Origin of the sequence: Halobacterium sp. KA-6, assembly GCF_021029015.1 — an archaeon.
Lineage (GTDB): Archaea > Halobacteriota > Halobacteria > Halobacteriales > Halobacteriaceae > Halobacterium.
Genome location: NZ_JAJJZH010000019.1, coordinates 1 through 16,410, shown reverse-complemented (window position 1 = coordinate 16,410; position 16,410 = coordinate 1). Strand labels below are relative to the sequence as shown.

Here is a 16,410-nt window from a genome sequence, read left to right as displayed (position 1 = left end):
TCCTCGACGGCGTAGTCGTCCCACTCGTTGAGGTCGTAGTCGAGATACCGGCTCTCGATTTCCGTGCCGGAAATCTCGAAGTCGTCCTCGACAGTAGCGACCTCCTTGACAGTGACAAGTACCTTCACACCACAGCGGAATTCTGCTGTATTGTTAAGTTTTACTATTAAATGTGGGGGTGAGATACACCCAGTGTGCACCGGCAGAAGAGTTAATTAGATGACTAGTTCTGGGGGCGTGTCATCCACTCGCTAGCCTGGGGTTCTGTTGGATCAGTGGGGACTTCGACGAGTGTGGGCCCCTCACTTTCAACCGCTTCGGCGACCGTCTCCTCGATCTCGGTTGACGTTTCCGCGTTCATTACCTCGATTCCCATCCCTTCGGCGATGAGGTCAAACGACAAAGATGCACGTGGCCATCCGTACGTCATATCCTCTAAGCCGTAACTTCGTTCAGCTTCCTCGCTGATGATCGCGTAGTCTTGATTTGCGAATACAACTACGGTAACGTCGATATTTTCGGCTGCTAGAGTATGCAATTCGTGAACACACATTAGTAGACCACCATCACCAGTCAAGGCTACTACGTCGGAATCTGGATTTGCGGTCTTCGCACCGATAGCAGACGGGAGACCAGTTCCCATGGTTGCCCACGACCCGGGATTAACGTAGGACCGTGGACCGAACGCAGGGAATGAGACAAGCGTCCAGAGCCGGAACCCGCCAGCGTCTGCAGTAACGATGGTGTCTTCCGATATCGCGGATCGCACCGCTCGTAATGCTGTCGGCGAGGTAAGCGGTGGTTCATCTCCGTCAATTAACTCCTTGATTCGGTTTTCATCTGAGTTTCGCGCAGTGCGTGCGCGTTCGGCGCCCGTTCCCTCTTTCTGGGGCACCTCATCAGACAGCATGGAAAGTGTCGTATCTGCATCCGCGACCAACGCAACGGATGGTTCATAGCCAGTTCCAATGTCGTTCGGGTCAAGCGTGACGTGAATCAGATCTTCCGGGACATCGAGACTCCATTGACCGGTTGATACGGCGTCGAAGTCAGTTCCGACGGCTAGCGCCACATCTGATTCAGCCAACACTTCGGCCACTTCAGGGCTAGTACCCCCGCAAAGGACACCGGCAGAGAGGGGATGATCTTCCGGGAATCCACCTTTCCCTTTGTATGTCGCTAGCACTGGCGAGTTAAGGCGCTCTGCAAGAGCAAGGAGGCTATCTGTAGCCCCCGATGCGCGAACCCCGCCGCCAATGACAATAACCGGTTCGTCAGCATCCGCGAGGAGACTAGCAGCCGTATCTACAGCATCAACATCTGGCTGTCGTGGTTTTGGAGGGGTAGTATCTGATGGTGCCGCTTGCGGCACGTCCATCGTGAGGAAGTTCTTAGGAATGCCCACGCGGACTGGGCCCTTTGGCGCGGTTCGAGCAGTCCGAACTGCTTCGGCAACAATCGGCGCTGCTGCTTGTGGTTCCTCAACGAGGTAATTCTCCTTCACCACGTTATCATAGGTATCTGGTGGTGTTTCATGAATTCCGTCACCACCCCGGACCTCTGGTTCGGTTTCGACGGCAATATGGATTAACGGGGTACAGTCATTTAATGCATTCTTCAGTCCGTTCATTGCATTCATATCACCTGGCCCAGGGATGACAACCGTACCCGCAACTTCACCACTTGACTCAGCATATCCCCATGCATTATGAGAAACCGCAGTCTCGTGGCGCGCCATAACGAACTCGATCCCAAATTCATTCATGGCCTTATTCAGCGGGAGCGTCTGCTTGCCTGGGATGCCGAAGATAGTTTCGACGCCTTCCGCCGAAAGGCGCTTGACTACCTCATCACCAACAGTCATACAACACCCTCTGTTTTCGGAAGTTCACGGGCATCAGCTTTCAGTTATCTGGTAGAGTATAAAAAACCTAGTCCCAGATGGACGCGGTATCCTCTCCCTACTCGATCGTCAAGGAAAAGGCCTCAGCACCTCAGTTCAGATAATTTTTTGTACCACGTTACTGAATAGCACGTGTATGAGTAACACAAGCAGCGAGCGGAGCCCGCAGTACTTCGTGGATTCCCTCCAACAGTACGTTCTTGCGCCGCTGTCAGCGGCTACACACCTTGTCAACCAGGAACGCAAGGAAGTGAATGTCGAACAGGAAGCATTTGAGAAGTTCCGTGAGCGTCTTGGGGGCATCGACCCGGCGCCGACGCCACCAGACCGAGCGATGCGGATTACTGGTCGCGCGTCCACGACCAACCAAGTCAACCGCGTTCGCACCGCTTACCGAGAAACTGTTCTGAGTATCCCACATTACGATGACGCGTACGGCGAATCGCTCGTCGAACATTTCGCCAACGAGTTCGGCGCAGCTGTCGCTGTAAATATCCGACCCGAATCGTCGATGTCATTCACCCTACCGTACAAGAACACACTCGAGGCAAGGGCAACGCAAGCGATTCGCAAACGCGAGGAATTCATCAGGATCCTCGAAACTGAAATCCAGTCACTTGAATCGGCGCGGGCCGATCTCTTGGAGGTCTCCGCTGCGCTCGACACAACGATAATCCCGGAATGGCACCGCGAGTCGTTTACCGAACAGCTAGATACGGTTGCAGAGCGCCGCCAGCAAACGATTCAGGAGCGTGGCTCTCTTCCCAAAATTGACCACCACTCCCTGTGTGCATACCTCTATGAGGACAAACCATGGACGTATCCGGTGCTAACCGCGGTCGCACGGACGCGAGAAGTAGTCAGTCTTGAATACTCAACGAATCCCGAAACAACAAGTTCTGCACGTGGTTGACTTCAACTCGCCCTGAAGTCAGGAGTAGTGACGCCGAACCGGGGATTCGTCCCGTCCCCCTAATCGGGGCAGAGGCCGAGTTCACTGACAAGCCCCGTGCCATCGTGCGCGGGGCAGTTGACAGATAGGACAGTGCTGTCCAAGGCAAAGCACAGGGACTATAGTTAATTGGCTGTCTGGTTCAATTAAATCCTAATGAGTTTTCGAACCGAGATGCGGAAAGAAATAGCGGCGTTATGGGGTGGTGGGAAAGGAATCTCGCTTGCCGCAGTTGCGATCGGCTGGGGGCTATTAAACGGTGGACGGATGGTGTATCCCGTCATCATTCCATATCTTCAATCTGATTACGGCCTCAGCCTCACGATCGCCGGCTTTCTCGTGACTGTGTTATGGTTTTTTGCTGCGATCGGTCAATTACCCGGCGGAATACTTGCAGACCAATACGATGAACGCAAACTCATGGCTGCGAGCGTGATTGTCGTTGCGGGCGCCCTTAGTCTCGTTGTCACGTCCTCGTCGCCAGTCATCTTGTTTCTGGCAACCGCTGTTTGGGGATTAGGCCACTCACTGTACCCAATCGCTCGAATCACGATTCTCTCGAAGCTCTACACGCAACGTCTTGGCAGCGCACTCGGCGTCACAATGGCTATGGGAGACATCGGTCAGACTGCCCTCCCACCGGTTGCCGCCATTCTCGCCGCGTCAATCGCCTGGCAGGCTGGACTCGGATTTATCCCCCCGCTACTGGTCATCTCTGGAATTTTAATATATGCTACATCGCCACAACAGGACTCGGCAACGGACTCGGGAAAGTCGCAGTCGTTGCGGGATGCTGTTGGTGTCTTCGCAGAACTTCGAGACCCGGCGCTTGGATTTATCACTGTCATCTTCTTCCTGTATATGTTTATCTGGCAGTCATTTACCGCATTCTACCCGACTTACCTCACGTCAGTGAAAGGACTATCCTCGCAACAGGCGAGCATTCTCTTCGGACTCTTCTTTGCCGTCGGTGTTCTCGTAAAGCCGCTCTCCGGGACAGCCTATGACCGAATCGGAATTCGTCGGTCACTTATCGGTATTCTGCTGCCAGCGAGCGCAGGCTTCTTACTCCTCCCGTTTATAAATGGCACCTGGCTACTCGTTGGAGTTACTGCGCTTATTAGTACTATGCTCGGAGCTGGGGCGATTACCCAGTCATTTATTGCGGAAGCGTTCACCGAGGAGATGAAAGGAACGGGACTAGGTGTCATTAGAACGCTCACAGCATCACTAGCGGCTACTGGCCCGGTTATCTTCGGCGTGGTTGGTGACCATGGCTATTTCGATACAGGCTACGTCGTTCTTTCTGGCGTGATGCTTATCGTTATTGGACTCACCTACCGAATGCCCAACGGAAGCGATCGGTGACGTCCTCAAGATTCATTCCCAGTATTCACGCCAACCACCTCCCCGAAAGGGGTGGGTTTGTCAGTGAACTCCCGCTCTGGCTACTACTCGTGGCGGGCTTGAAACTCAGTATTCCACTCCATCTTACTGACCTTCCATTTTCGAATACCTTCTCTAGTATTGAGGAATACAGTATCGAACGTGGTCCGGTCAAGATGTTCAGAGAGTCTACATTAAATACAAACTTTTATTAAATATTGTCTGGGTCTATGAGATTAATGCTAGACTATGTCGACTTAGAGGCGGATCTCTCGGAAGAAGAGCGAATGATCCAAGAGGCGGCTCGAGAGTTCGTCAGCGAAACAGTTCAGCCAGATATTGGCGAACATTGGATTGAGGGGTCGTTCCCAACGGATCTAATTCCGGAGATGGGTGAGATGGGTTTCTACGCGCCGAATTTGGAAGGATATGGATCACCTAACGTTAGCGAGAAGGCATATGGACTGTTGATGCAGGAGTTGGAAGCCTGCGATTCGGGGCTACGGTCAATGGCGAGCGTGCAAGGCGCGCTCGTGATGTATCCAATTCATGCCTACGGGTCTGAAGCGCAGAAAGACAAATGGCTCCCGAAACTAGGGAGTGGCGAAGCAGTCGGCTGCTTCGGTCTCACCGAACCCGAACATGGCTCAAATCCGACGGCAATGGAAACGCGTGCTGAAGAGGCAGAAAACGGGTATGTGCTAAACGGGTCGAAAACGTGGATTACGAACTCACCCATCGCCGACGTAGCCATCGTCTGGGCCAGGGACCAGACTGATTCAGATACTCCTGTCCGCGGATTCCTTGTGGAGACTGACCGCGACGGTGTTAGCACGAACAAAATCGACGACAAGCTCAGCCTCCGTGCATCCATCACGGGCGAGATCAGCCTTAATGATGTGTTCATTCCCGAAGAGAACATACTGCCCGGAGTAGAGGGAATGAAGGGGCCGCTGTCGTGTCTGACGCAGGCGCGCTACGGCATCGCATGGGGGGCGGTCGGCGCGGCCCGGGACTGCTTCGAGACCGCTCGCGAGTACGCGACGGAACGCGAGCAGTTCGGCAAACCAATCGGCGGCTTCCAACTCCAGCAACAGAACCTCGCGGAGATGGCGACCCAGATTACGCTCGCACAGCTGCTCGCTCACCGTCTCGCGGACCTCAAGGAGCGCGGCGACATGCGCCCCCAGCATGTCTCGATGGCGAAACGCAACAACGTCCGGATGGCCCGCGACCAGTCACGGGTTGCCCGGGAGATGCTGGGCGGGAATGGCATCACCACGGACTACTCGCCGATGCGCCACATGACGAACATGGAAACCGTCTACACCTACGAAGGCACCCACGACATTCACACGCTGATCCTCGGCGAAGACCTTACTGGACTCAAAGCTTATCAGTAATTAATGACCGGTGAAGCACGCAACCCCAGCAGCGATGAGCAGCCCCTCGATGGCCTAACCGTTCTTGATGCCTCGCGGGTCCTCGTAGGCCCATTCTGCACGATGCAGCTTGGCGACTTAGGGGCGGACGTCATCAAGGTTGAACGGCCAGATGGTGGAGATCAAACGAGGGGATGGCATCCACCAACCTACGGCGAGGAGAGTGCCTACTATGTCAGCATCAACCGAAATAAGCGTTCAGTAACGCTGAATCTGGCTAGTGAGGACGGTCGTGAGGTGTTCCGTGATCTAGCCTCCGAGGCTGATGTTCTAGTCGAGAACTTTCGGGTTGGGAAAATGGAGGAGTGGGGGCTTGATTATTCGACGCTTAAAGAACGTAATCCGGATTTAGTGTATTGTTCGCTCTCCGGCTACGGGGAGTGGGGCCCACAGAAAGACCGGCCGGCCTATGACATTATGATGCAAGCTGAGGGGGGTATGATGAGTATTACTGGTGAGGAGAATGGGCCACCAGTTCGCGTTGGAGTAGCCATCGCTGATATCGGTGCTGGCATGTACGCGACGCAGGCGATTCTCGCGGCGCTTCTCTATCGCGAACTTGGTGATAGTGGTGGTCAAAAAATCGACGTGAGTCTCCTGGACGGGCAGGTAGCCTGGATGAGTTACATGGCTTCCAATTATTTCGCGACCGGGGATCCACCCGGTCGAATGGGGAGTAAGCATCCGACAATTGCGCCGTATCAGGCGTTCGAGACTACTGATGGGTATGTTGTCGTTGCGACTGCCTCCGAGAATCTTTGGCCGAAGTTTTGCCGGGCGCTTGATCGAGAGGATCTAATCGATGATGAACGCTTTGCGGTTAATGCTGATCGTGTCGAAAACCGGTCGGAGCTTGATCAAATCCTAGACGATGAGTTCGCACAGTATTCAACTGCAGAGGCGGTTGCACGGATGGAGGAAGCTGGTGTCCCGGCCAGTCGAGTCCGGGATATGGAGGAAGTGTTCGATAACCCACAGGTGAGAGCTCGAAACATGCAGCAAACAGTCGAGCACCCAACAATCGGCCAGATGAAGATGGCAGGTAGTCCGATGCACTTCTCACAGACACCAACCGCAATTGAGCGTCATCCACCGTTGCTCGGTGAACACACTGAAGAGATCCTCCACGAGTTCGGATATGACAGTGAGACGATCGCCAATCTCGATGACCGAGATATTATCGGGTAACTGATCCCTATCCGATTCCGCTCGCCCAGACGGACTCGCTGGTTGAGGGTGGCGCTTTGCTGTGTTTCTAATTGACCACGCCCAGTATCTCGTGACGGCCTTGCGGCGATTGAACTCTGATTCCAGCCGGTTTGTCATAGAAACGCCGTTAACATTCCTCTATAATGATAGAACGGCGGACTTCCTCGTTAAGTAATAGTTTCAGTTGGGTTCGGCAATTTTACCGGAGGTGAATAAAATGACGGCGACCGCGCCGGTTGTCCGCGAGGAGTATTTCGAGACTCTGCGGCCGCATCTGGAAGTCGGTGGCTTTGAGCTGGAGATTGTTATGGAATCGGGGCTGCTTGAAACAATCCAGCGAACTACGAGGCGGAATTCATGGAGCTCACGGCGCGCGACGCTGTTTACGTGTACGTTACTGAGCAATCACTGCCGTATGCGCTGTGGCTCACCGAACGGCAGTGTTCAGATAAGGATTGAAAAGCGAAGTGGAGTGGTTTTCAAGTATTTATGTCAGAAAACGCCCGCCACAGCGGTTGTTTAGACCAGATCGACTTATCGTTTGTTGAACGAGAAGCGACACTACAGCTGCTGATGAAGCTCAGTATTCAGTTCCATCTTACTGTACTATCATTTTTGAATACAGTTTCTATTCTTGCGGTATTCGGTGTTGAGGAGCGCGTTCAACCGTTCATAACTGGGCTCACAAGGCAGAGCTACAGCCGAAGAAGGGGCAAAATCCAGATCACGTGGCGGCCGATGAGACCGTGATCCAGCTCGGTGACGAACGATATTGGCTGTACGCTGCTGTCGGTCCTGAGTCAGACGAATTCTCCATACGAAGCTTGATCCGGTGATAACCAACGTTTCGCTCACACGTTCTTCGCTGAATTCCGCGAGAAACACGGCGTCGATGACACCGTGTTTCTCGTTGATGGATCGGCACCGCTCCAAGACGCATGCTCTCGTCACGGCCTCGATTTCAGATATGAACGCCATAGAAATCGGAATAGCGTCGAGCATGTCTTTAGAAAGGTAAAAAGAAGAACCCTCTGTTTTTCAAACTATTTTAGCAACGCCGAAGCAGAAACTGTTGACGAGTGGTTGAAATCGTTCGCCTTCGCATGGAATCAGCTTATCTGAACACTACCCGACGCACCACCCCGGATGTTGAAGTACATGGTTGTGGTACGATAACACATGGGTTCAGATGGTGTCCGGTGTCTCCGGTGTGGGGATCAATTCGAGTACGATAACGGTGATTGTCCGAGTTGTGGGTGGAGCAGCTCGGAGTTTCGAGCGCGTAACCGATACAACCTTGCGCGGCCGGGAACCGGCGAGTGGGAACGCGACTGAACGAAGTAGACGAGAGAACGTGCGGCGGGAATGATCGTTCGAATTAGTAGAGAACTGCCGGGTTGGCTCAGTCAGAGGGTTCGGACTGGCGTGCTTGGTGGAGGGCATCGCAGACGCCGCCTTGGCCGTCCATGTTGACTTGTGCGAGGCGTGCACGCCGGTGGATGAGTTCGGCGTTGTCAGGCGCGATGGGATCGCCGTCCGGCGTCCGGAACAGCCGGTCGGAGTCCGCGAAATAGCCAAGCGAACGGGCTTTTGCCAGATATCGGTCAATCTCGGCTGCCGATGCCACGACTGTGAAGGCTGCGCCGGGGACGTCGACGGCAATCCGGTCTTCGGCGGCGTCTTGGTTGAGGTCGCTTCGTTCAAGGCGCGCGATCTGTTCAAGGGTAAGACCGGCGTCAAGAAGCGATTCGACAGCCCCGTATTGCCTGGAGATAACGGCTTTTTCGTCGAGGGTTGAGCGGAGAGCAGTGATGCCGTCTTCGGCGTCCGGGAACGCTTCAGCGAATGAGAGTCGATTGTTGACGCCGTGGTTGACCTCTGTCTTGTGCATGTGCTCGCGGAGTTCAATAGTGCAGTTATCGACCGACGTGAGCCCCTCGATAGCATCGCGGGCATCGGCTGTCATCATCCACGCGAATGCCGGCGAACACCATGCCGTCGGGAGCGTGACCGCGACGTGGACGTGCGTGGTGTTCTCGCTGTCTTCGATGTGGATATCGTCGATGTAGCCGAGTGTGACGATGGAGCGGTCGAGTTCAGGGTCAGTAACGGGCTCTAATACTGACCGAATGCGATCGGGCGTCGGGATGCCATCAGCTTGTTTGTCTGTGGATTCGGGTGTCATCGTTAGTCGGCTGTCGAGGGGGTATCGTCGGTGTAGTGCGCCGCAAGGTCGAATTCTTCGGTGATGGCGTCGTCCTGGAGTTGTGCTTTCTTTTCCTCGATGTCGATATCGTAGAGGCGGGCTGCGTTTTCGCCCATGATCTTCCGCATCACGTCAGTTGAAAGTTCGACGCCGTACTCGTCGCGTTGCTCCTCGGTGAGCTCGGCATTCATGATGCAGTCAACTAACCAGTCGGGGTTCCAGAGGGCGTAGTCGCTACCGAATAAAATCCGGTCCTCTCCGAGCCAGTAGAGGAGTTCGCCCATGATTTCGCCGAACTTCCGAGGGCGGTTTTGCGCCATTGGTGCGGCGACTGCGAGCCCGCCGTAGACGTTTGGCTCTTGGGCGGCGATCCAGCAGAAGTCGTCGAGGCGTGGGAGGCCGACGTGTTCGACGACGAAGTTGAGTTCAGGGAACGAGGTTGCGGCATCGTCGACATCTGCGACGTCGAAGGCGTCCCGGTTAAGTGGGCGAATTGTCGGTCCCTTGTGTGGGTGAACGTTCTTGATGCCGAGTTCCGCGCATTTTTCGAGGTAGCGGAATGCTTCTTCGCTGTCGAGGCGCCATCCTTTCGAGTCGTTGCGCCATTCAGCTGTGTAGAGCTTGACGCCGTCGATGTCGTATTCTTCTTTCTGACGTTCGAGCTCTCGGAGTCCGGCTTCGCCTTCGCGGGGGTCGAAGCGCCCGTTTGTGATGAATCGTTCGGGGTAGTCGGCTTCGATGGCGGCGTTGTCGTCGACGGTGTTGAATCCCTGGTCGTAGAATTCGTTGAGGTGGGTTGGTTGGAAGATGCCCATGTCGACGGAGCCGTTCTCGAAGAGGTCGGTTAGCATCCGTTCTCGGGAGTATTTGCGGTACTCTTCGAGGGTCCATTCGCGCTCGGGCGGCGTGAATCCGGTGTGGTAGTCGTAGAAGCATCGGATGAATTCCTCGCCGCCCTCGTGGATGATGTTCTCTTTGCTAGCATCCCAGAAGTGGAGGTGGGAGTCGATGACGAAGATGTCGTCTTGGTCTGGGTCGGATGTGCGATACATACGGCCTACCATGTGTAGTGCTACCATATAAAAATCATTATTGTTAATGTGGTTGCCGATTCGGGGCAGATTTATACCGAACGTTTATGGAGATTGCCACGACAGATATTCACAGTCATGGAAGCCGCACGACTCCACGAGTACACGGAGGAGATGGGAGACGCACTCAGCATTGATGACATCGAACGACCCGCCGTAACCCACTCTGACGACGTGGTCGTGAAAGTGGAAGGCGCTGGATGGTGTCAAACAGACAACCACATTATCGAGGGGATGTGGACAGACTACGTCGACCAAGACCTCCCCATGACCCTCGGCCACGAGAACGCAGGCGAGGTCGTCGAGGTCGGCGACGAAGTCCAAACCGTCGAAGTCGGCGACAAGGTAATCTGTCACCCTGTCGCAACCTGCGGGGAGTGCCGACAATGCCGGCTCGGCGAAGACATGTACTGCGAAAACCTCGCGTTCCCCGGACTCACAACTGACGGTGGGTTCGCCGAATACCTCCTCACAAACGAACGCGCAACGATCCCGCTCCCCAACGACGTCGACCCCACAGACATTGCTCCACACGCCGACGCCGGCATCACGGCCTACCACGCGGTCAAGAAAGCCGTCGATGAACTCAATCCTGGCGACCCAGCAGTTGTCATCGGGGTCGGAGGGCTTGGCCACATCGGCCTCCAGTGTTTGGACGCAATGAGTGCCGCTAACATCGTCGCACTTGATGTCAAACCAGAGGCACGCCAACTTGCCGAAGAGCTCGGTGCCCACTATACGGTTGACCCGACATCTGCGGACATCCCCGATACCATTGCAGACATTACAAACGGCCACGGCGCCGAACAGGTGCTTGACTTCGTCGGTGCCGATGAAACAACTGGATACGCCCCCGATATTGTCGCACCCGGCGGCGACCACCACATCGTCGGGTACGGTGGCCACATCCATGAGCCGGCACAGGCACTCGTTGATGGCGAGTTTGCCTACCGTGGCACGCTCGTCGGTCGCTACACCGAACTCCAAGAACTCGTCCGCCTCGTCGAACGCGGCGATGTCGACCTCCGGACGACGCGATATGATCTTTCGGAAATCAACAACGTCGCCGAAAAGCTTGAACACGGCGAGATTGAGGGGCGTGCCGTCATCACGCCAAACTAGTCGGCCCGTTATTGCACCTGACAGCCGGGCAAGACACCCGCAAGGAAAAGATGATAGACGCCGAAGAAACGCGCGAAGCGTTCGGGACGAGCGATGAGTGATAGGGTGGATGTGGGAATTCTCCGCAACCGGCCCAAACCCGGCCTTGATTCGCTCTCACCCACCGAGCAGAACCGAATCCTCGACAAGCTTGACGAAATAGTTACTTCACCGTGGCGCGACCCCGCCGGACTACGGTGAACCGCTGCAAAACGCCGGCACAAGAAGATTCGAGGCGAAGGATTCTGTCTCTCCGCGATATTCTACTAGGACGAACGGCGGCTTGTCGTCGCTCGAATAGACTGTCGTGGGTACGCATACACAGCAGACGACTGGCTAGCGACGTCGAGGCCACCGTACAACGGGTGGCTGGCTGCTGGACTTATCAGTTGTCGGCTGCCGGCGCGAGGACGAGTACAGCCGTGCTATCTTCGATTGCTTCGGGTGCAATCTGTTGGTCGCCTTCGAAGCGTGCGATGTCACCGGCGGCCAACTGATGGGTGTCGTCGCCTAATGTTAGTTCGAGCTCGCCTTCAACGAGGTAGCAAACGATTTGGCGGCCTGGGTGTGCGTGTGGTGGGACTGCTTCTCCGGCATCGAGAGTGAGTCTGATCGTTTTTGGTTCCGAGTTCGGGAAGGGGTTTGCGTGCGGTTTGCCGTCTAGTTCGTCGAGTGCTCGAATTTGTGCCGTCATTTGATTGAGGGAATCGAATTCGTGTTCTTTGAGAGCGTCCGAACCGGATCGTGTTTGACGCCAGTTAGCGGTGGTGCGCTACCTAGAACTGCTGCCGGTCAAGTGTCACTACCGGTTTTCACTCCCTGATCGGTATCTTAAGCAGCTGCGCTCGCCGATTGGCCAGCACACCAACGTGCTGAAGCCGAGGATACTAGTGACGTCTAGTATATCCTGGCGATTTAGTGCCATATCTCATAGTATGGTGTTTCGCGCAAATGCTTAGGGGCCAGTCGGTTCTGAAGTTTCGGGATTCACCCAGCTTCTATTTCACCCGTCGAATACTGATTTAGAACACATACTGGAGTGCGAAGATTATGACAGCCACAAACGCAGAGATCGAGGTCACGTTTAACCCGCAGAAATGGGTGGATGCACCGGACCACCTAGACGATGGATCAGAGAAGCAACTAATCCCTGCGGAAGACCAGGACCCAGTAACGTTCGTCGTCGCCTGGGAAGATGGGACTGACGAAGAGGGAACGATCTTCCCGGACAAATCCTACGAAGCAAACCAGTTGCAATCCCACCCAACCGCGCCAGCATGGGTCCAAAACTGGGAAGGCCCATACTACATCCGCACAAAATTAGCTAACGAAGAGTAGCGGTTAGGGGGTGACGACGACGATGCCTTTCATGCCGAGAGTTTCGTGGGGTGTGCAGACGTACTTGTATTGGCCTTCGGTGTCGAAGGTGTGTTCGAAGGTGTACCCGGATTCTTGGGTGAGGTCGCTTTCGAAGGCGTCGCCAGTGTGGGCGACGTTGTGGTAGCCGCCTTCGCCGGTCCATTCCCAGACGACGGTTGTTCCCGTTGAGACTTCGATAGCGGGTGGATCGAACGCGAACTGGCCGCCGTTCCCACCGGCACCGACAGCCACCACCGGGCGGTCCACTTCGGTCTTGTCGACGACGCCTGTGTAGTCGTCGACGTCGTCGAACCAGCCGTTGAAGTCGTCAGTCCCCTTGCCGTAGCCGGCATCGCCACCCTCACCACCGCCGTCGTAGATCTCCGGTTTCTCTTCGCCGTTGACCTGAAGCATATTGAGCGCGCCCTTCTTCACTGCCCGTGTGGCAGCGTGGTCGACGAGCATGATCGGGCCAGGAACGGGCGTATCGATTTCGACCGCAGAGACGCTTCCCGGTGGCACGGATGTGGTTTCGACGTATCTGGCGGGATCGGAGACGAGGTCGCCGTCGCGGTAGAGGTTCGACCAGACGTTCCCGATGGCGTGCCAGGAACTGGTGAAGTTCGGGCCGCCGTTCGCCAAGAAGATGCGAATGCGTTCGTCAGTGTTGACTTCGATGGGGCCGTATTTGTCCTCAGTGAACGCGTATGGCTCGCCGTTGTAGACGACGTACGTCGGTTCTTCATTGGCCATCGCGTCGAAGTCGAAGGTGAGGTCGCCGCTCTGATCCTGCTCGCCGGTGTAAATCTCGTGTTGGCCGAAGTACAACTCTCGGTCAACCTCAGGAAGGCCGTTTTTCGGCTCAACGAGAATCGCGCCGAACATTCCGGAGGCGATGTGATGATCAAACCCAGAGACAGCACAGTGGTATATGTGGACGCCAGGATACATCGCCGTGAATTCGATTTCGGCGGTTTCACCGGGCGTGATGGTTGTGTCTTCGGCTCCGCCACCAGGGCCGTAGGCGGCGTGGAAGTCGATGTTGTGGGGGAGATTGCTGTCCTCGGGATTGGTGAGTTCCATGTGAATGCGGTCGCCTTCCCGCACTCGTATCATCGGCCCGGGAATCTGCCCGTCGAAGGTCATGTAGTCGAACGTCTTCCCGGGCGCGATCTCCGCGGTCAACTCCTCGGTCTCCATCGAAATCTCGTGGCGGCGCGGCTCGTTCCAATCCACGGGATCAGGGACGTCGGTTGGGTCTGCTGCAACTCGGTCAACGTCAGCGTTCGGTGTTTTCGACTGCTTGCGCTTGCCCGCGGGGGCGGTACAGCCAGCCAACGCGCCGAGGCTAGCAGCGCCGGTGCCTTTCAGGACATCCCGGCGATTCATGTCTGGTGACATAGTTTAAACTGAACTATACATCTTAAATAGATGGGGGCCACGGTGCTGGTTCAGCCGCCAAGAGACGGCGGTGAGTCTGGCGCTACTCGACGTGGACACGCAGGACGTGGCCGCCACACCCACACTGTTCGATGTACTCCCAGTGCGTGTCGCTAGCACCGAAGTGTTCGTCGAGTGGGTCGTAGAGATACGACTCAGGATGGCCGTGTGCGGCATGCGTGACAAGATTCACGTGGTTGCCAGCGGTCGTCTGTTCGATGGCGTCGATCGCATGCTCGACGAGGAGGGCTTGGTCGTCTTTGTACTGTGGTTTTTCCAGGTTCGCGGACCAAGAATTGTCGTGCGTTCGGTCGGTGACAGGCGCCGCATCGCCGTGGTCGTGGGAATGGCTCGACATAATCTACTATTGGATGGTGAACAGCATAAGAGAGGTGGTAATTACCACTATGCGAGATTCTCATCGAGTGCGCGTACCTTGCGCCTTTTATTCGCCGGATTATCTGATGAAATATCCGCTCGGTAGGATTCCGGACTTACCGACGTTACTCGACGCATCAGGACGGATTCGCACCAACAGGATTTGGTTTGGGTAGCCACTCACTCGTTTGAACTGCAATCAGCTGATTCAGGGTGCTTCGACGGTGAACCTTGTCGCTATCGCCTCCTCCCCTACGCCCCAGTAGAGAAACCGATACGTCCCCGGTTCGAGTGGCGTACAGACGTAATGGTCGGCGTTACCGGGATTTTCTCGTTCGAGGCCTTCTTGGTTGAACGTGAACGGCCAGTCGTAGCCGCCACCGGGCCTGATAGCATTAACGTCATCAATCCAACCTGAGTTGGGCGTATAGTACACAGGCACCCATTCGTCGCCCTCACGTCGCTGGAAGGTGTACTTGTAGATTGTTCCGACAGAATTCCGTTCGGTACCGACATTCCGGAGCGAGAACGTAATCTCATCGCCAATAGTAACTGTCTCAGTTGTCGCGGTTAGTTCAAAGTCATCCGCCCGCTTGGGATACGACTCACGGGTCAGGAAGTCAATCGGCTCCATCGCTTCGTCGCTACAGTCAACATCTGAGTCCGGTGGCTGCTGAGAGAGGGGTTTGATTTCTGGCTCAACATTCGTCTGCTGTGGTTCTGTAGTCGTCTCTATTGATGTTTCGGAGGTTGATAGGCACCCTGCAGTCAACGAGACAGCAACGGTAGCGTGGAGGAGGACTTTCCGCCGTTTCATACCGAATCGGTCTCTCGGCTTCGGTAAGTGTCTTGTCTGTAGTTAACTTCTGGAGCGCTGGAGCACAATCCAACAGATGGAGGTAACGCCAACCAAGAGGAACGCTACTGTAAAGAACGCAAGCTGATCGCCAAGAAGGCTGGAAAGACCGAAGAGGTTAGTTCGGTTGATGTACCCCAGCCCAAAGAAAATACTGAGGACGACGGCTGCAGCTCCAATCCGCATTCCCAGATCTTTCAGGAAATTTTTGAACGAAAGGTCTCGACCCATCTATTCCCCCTTCCAGTCAAGCATGTTTGACCCTGCTGTGTAATCACCTAATTGTTTGACGATTAGATCTACTGTACTGACCGATCGAAGCTCGAATCTAGTCGCAGTGGGGAGTTCAATAGCGGTGCAAATTTCCGCCCGCCGTACTTTAAGTGGGTTGTCCGAAATGTACCTGTATGAGCGCTCTTGCGGACACGATTCAAATCGAGAACGTCGTCGCATCCAGTGATATCGGCCAAGAACTCGCCCTTGACCAGCTCGCAACGGATCTCCCTGGCGCGGAGTACAACCCAGAGGACTTCCCTGGGGTTGTCTACCGCCTTCAGGAGCCGAAGTCAGCCACGCTGATTTTCCGGTCAGGGAAAGTTGTCTGTACCGGTGCGCAAAGCGTCGACGATGTCCACGAAGCTCTCGAAATAGTGTTTGAGGACCTTCGCGAGTTAGGGATCGATGTCGCGAGCAATCCCTCCGTTGAGGTACAGAATATCGTCTCCAGCGCCAACCTCAAGCAATCACTGAACCTGAATGCGATTGCGATCGGCCTGGGACTGGAGCAAATTGAGTATGAACCCGAACAATTCCCTGGCCTCGTCTACCGCCTCGACGACCCCGACGTCGTTGTTCTCCTCTTCGGCAGTGGGAAGCTCGTGATTACTGGTGGGACCAAACCTCAGTACCTCACAAAGCATTGCCAGTTAGTGTGACCTGAGCCACCTGTTTTGTTGTGGTGAGTCGTCGATCACGGTTGAGCAACGCTGATCGAAGGCGGAGCTGTCGCTGTCGGCGGCGCTCAGCC

General features: G+C 55.3%; 14 protein-coding genes and 2 pseudogenes. 8 read left to right on the top strand and 8 right to left on the bottom strand.

Annotated elements, in window-relative coordinates:
• Both LPA46_RS18150 and LPA46_RS18145 read right to left on the bottom strand, forming a co-directional pair.
• A pseudogene (locus tag LPA46_RS18150) lies at positions 1-128 on the bottom strand (electron transfer flavoprotein subunit beta/FixA family protein); the annotation flags it as partial.
• A 95-nt stretch (positions 129-223) separates the two neighbouring features.
• Entirely contained in the window at positions 224-1,864 is a 1,641-nt protein-coding gene (locus tag LPA46_RS18145) for a thiamine pyrophosphate-binding protein (protein ID WP_230893728.1), read from the bottom strand.
• Between the two features lie 175 nt (positions 1,865-2,039).
• Here LPA46_RS18145 and LPA46_RS18140 point away from each other — a divergent pair, with 175 nt between their 5' ends.
• From LPA46_RS18140 to LPA46_RS18120, 5 genes and pseudogenes are all read left to right on the top strand, one after another.
• Entirely contained in the window at positions 2,040-2,816 is a 777-nt protein-coding gene (locus LPA46_RS18140) for a DUF7260 family protein (protein WP_230893727.1), read from the top strand.
• 195 nt (positions 2,817-3,011) lie between these two features.
• Entirely contained in the window at positions 3,012-4,223 is a 1,212-nt protein-coding gene (locus LPA46_RS18135; protein WP_230893726.1) for an MFS transporter, read from the top strand.
• 257 nt (positions 4,224-4,480) lie between these two features.
• Positions 4,481-5,644 carry an acyl-CoA dehydrogenase family protein gene (locus LPA46_RS18130; protein ID WP_230893725.1) on the top strand — a complete coding sequence of 388 codons (1,164 nt, stop codon included), beginning with the start codon at positions 4,481-4,483 and terminating at the stop codon, positions 5,642-5,644.
• 3 nt (positions 5,645-5,647) lie between these two features.
• Positions 5,648-6,871: a CaiB/BaiF CoA transferase family protein gene (locus LPA46_RS18125; protein WP_230893724.1), complete on the top strand. Its 1,224-nt coding sequence runs from the start codon at positions 5,648-5,650 to the stop codon at positions 6,869-6,871.
• A 510-nt stretch (positions 6,872-7,381) separates the two neighbouring features.
• Positions 7,382-8,014 (top strand): annotated as a pseudogene (locus LPA46_RS18120) (IS6 family transposase).
• Positions 8,015-8,294: 280 nt separating this feature from the next.
• Here the strand turns inward: LPA46_RS18120 and LPA46_RS18115 are convergent.
• Together LPA46_RS18115 and LPA46_RS18110 are read right to left on the bottom strand one after the other, a co-directional pair.
• A complete protein-coding gene (locus LPA46_RS18115) occupies positions 8,295-9,077 on the bottom strand; it encodes an iron-sulfur cluster assembly protein (RefSeq protein WP_230893723.1) in 783 nt (260 codons plus the stop codon).
• A 2-nt stretch (positions 9,078-9,079) separates the two neighbouring features.
• Positions 9,080-10,150, bottom strand: a complete 1,071-nt coding sequence (locus tag LPA46_RS18110) for an amidohydrolase family protein (protein ID WP_230890243.1) — start codon at positions 10,148-10,150, stop codon at positions 9,080-9,082.
• Positions 10,151-10,267: 117 nt separating this feature from the next.
• On the opposite strand from LPA46_RS18110, the gene LPA46_RS18105 reads away from it, so the two are divergent.
• A complete protein-coding gene (locus tag LPA46_RS18105; RefSeq protein WP_230893722.1) occupies positions 10,268-11,311 on the top strand; it encodes an NAD(P)-dependent alcohol dehydrogenase in 1,044 nt (347 codons plus the stop codon).
• A 424-nt stretch (positions 11,312-11,735) separates the two neighbouring features.
• Here the strand turns inward: LPA46_RS18105 and LPA46_RS18100 are convergent, their stop codons facing one another.
• A complete protein-coding gene (locus LPA46_RS18100) occupies positions 11,736-12,044 on the bottom strand; it encodes a cupin domain-containing protein (protein ID WP_230890245.1) in 309 nt (102 codons plus the stop codon).
• A 356-nt stretch (positions 12,045-12,400) separates the two neighbouring features.
• Here LPA46_RS18100 and LPA46_RS18095 point away from each other — a divergent pair, with 356 nt between their 5' ends.
• The gene (locus LPA46_RS18095) at positions 12,401-12,688 is read left to right on the top strand and encodes a hypothetical protein (RefSeq protein ID WP_230890246.1); all 288 of its coding nucleotides are present in this window, start codon (positions 12,401-12,403) and stop codon (positions 12,686-12,688) included.
• A gap of 3 nt (positions 12,689-12,691) precedes the next feature.
• On the opposite strand, the gene nirK is transcribed toward LPA46_RS18095, so the two are convergent.
• The 3 genes from nirK to LPA46_RS18075 all read right to left on the bottom strand — a co-directional run bounded on the left by nirK (position 12,692) and on the right by LPA46_RS18075 (position 15,344).
• The gene (gene nirK, locus LPA46_RS18085; protein WP_330166355.1) at positions 12,692-14,098 is read right to left on the bottom strand and encodes a copper-containing nitrite reductase; all 1,407 of its coding nucleotides are present in this window, start codon (positions 14,096-14,098) and stop codon (positions 12,692-12,694) included.
• Between the two features lie 94 nt (positions 14,099-14,192).
• A complete protein-coding gene (locus LPA46_RS18080) occupies positions 14,193-14,507 on the bottom strand; it encodes a CGCGG family putative rSAM-modified RiPP protein (RefSeq protein ID WP_230890247.1) in 315 nt (104 codons plus the stop codon).
• A gap of 228 nt (positions 14,508-14,735) precedes the next feature.
• Positions 14,736-15,344: an immunoglobulin-like domain-containing protein gene (locus tag LPA46_RS18075; protein ID WP_230890248.1), complete on the bottom strand. Its 609-nt coding sequence runs from the start codon at positions 15,342-15,344 to the stop codon at positions 14,736-14,738.
• A gap of 446 nt (positions 15,345-15,790) precedes the next feature.
• Between LPA46_RS18075 and LPA46_RS18070 the strand changes: the two genes are divergently transcribed.
• Positions 15,791-16,318: a TATA-box-binding protein gene (locus LPA46_RS18070; RefSeq protein WP_230893721.1), complete on the top strand. Its 528-nt coding sequence runs from the start codon at positions 15,791-15,793 to the stop codon at positions 16,316-16,318.
• The last annotated feature ends 92 nt before the right edge of the window (positions 16,319-16,410 follow it).

Excerpts from the sequence above, each read along its gene's own strand:
- LPA46_RS18145 (WP_230893728.1), bottom strand. The coding sequence starts at position 1,864 with ATGACTGTTGGTGATGAGGTAGTCAAGCGCCTTTCGGCGGAAGGCGTC.
- LPA46_RS18140 (WP_230893727.1), top strand. The coding sequence starts at position 2,040 with ATGAGTAACACAAGCAGCGAGCGGAGCCCGCAGTACTTCGTGGATTCC.
- LPA46_RS18135 (WP_230893726.1), top strand. The coding sequence starts at position 3,012 with ATGAGTTTTCGAACCGAGATGCGGAAAGAAATAGCGGCGTTATGGGGT.
- LPA46_RS18130 (WP_230893725.1), top strand. The coding sequence starts at position 4,481 with ATGCTAGACTATGTCGACTTAGAGGCGGATCTCTCGGAAGAAGAGCGA.
- LPA46_RS18125 (WP_230893724.1), top strand. The coding sequence starts at position 5,648 with ATGACCGGTGAAGCACGCAACCCCAGCAGCGATGAGCAGCCCCTCGAT.
- LPA46_RS18115 (WP_230893723.1), bottom strand. The coding sequence starts at position 9,077 with ATGACACCCGAATCCACAGACAAACAAGCTGATGGCATCCCGACGCCC.
- LPA46_RS18110 (WP_230890243.1), bottom strand. The coding sequence starts at position 10,150 with ATGTATCGCACATCCGACCCAGACCAAGACGACATCTTCGTCATCGAC.
- LPA46_RS18105 (WP_230893722.1), top strand. The coding sequence starts at position 10,268 with ATGGAAGCCGCACGACTCCACGAGTACACGGAGGAGATGGGAGACGCA.
- LPA46_RS18100 (WP_230890245.1), bottom strand. The coding sequence starts at position 12,044 with ATGACGGCACAAATTCGAGCACTCGACGAACTAGACGGCAAACCGCAC.
- LPA46_RS18095 (WP_230890246.1), top strand. The coding sequence starts at position 12,401 with ATGACAGCCACAAACGCAGAGATCGAGGTCACGTTTAACCCGCAGAAA.
- nirK (WP_330166355.1), bottom strand. The coding sequence starts at position 14,098 with ATGAATCGCCGGGATGTCCTGAAAGGCACCGGCGCTGCTAGCCTCGGC.
- LPA46_RS18080 (WP_230890247.1), bottom strand. The coding sequence starts at position 14,507 with ATGTCGAGCCATTCCCACGACCACGGCGATGCGGCGCCTGTCACCGAC.
- LPA46_RS18075 (WP_230890248.1), bottom strand. The coding sequence starts at position 15,344 with ATGAAACGGCGGAAAGTCCTCCTCCACGCTACCGTTGCTGTCTCGTTG.
- LPA46_RS18070 (WP_230893721.1), top strand. The coding sequence starts at position 15,791 with ATGAGCGCTCTTGCGGACACGATTCAAATCGAGAACGTCGTCGCATCC.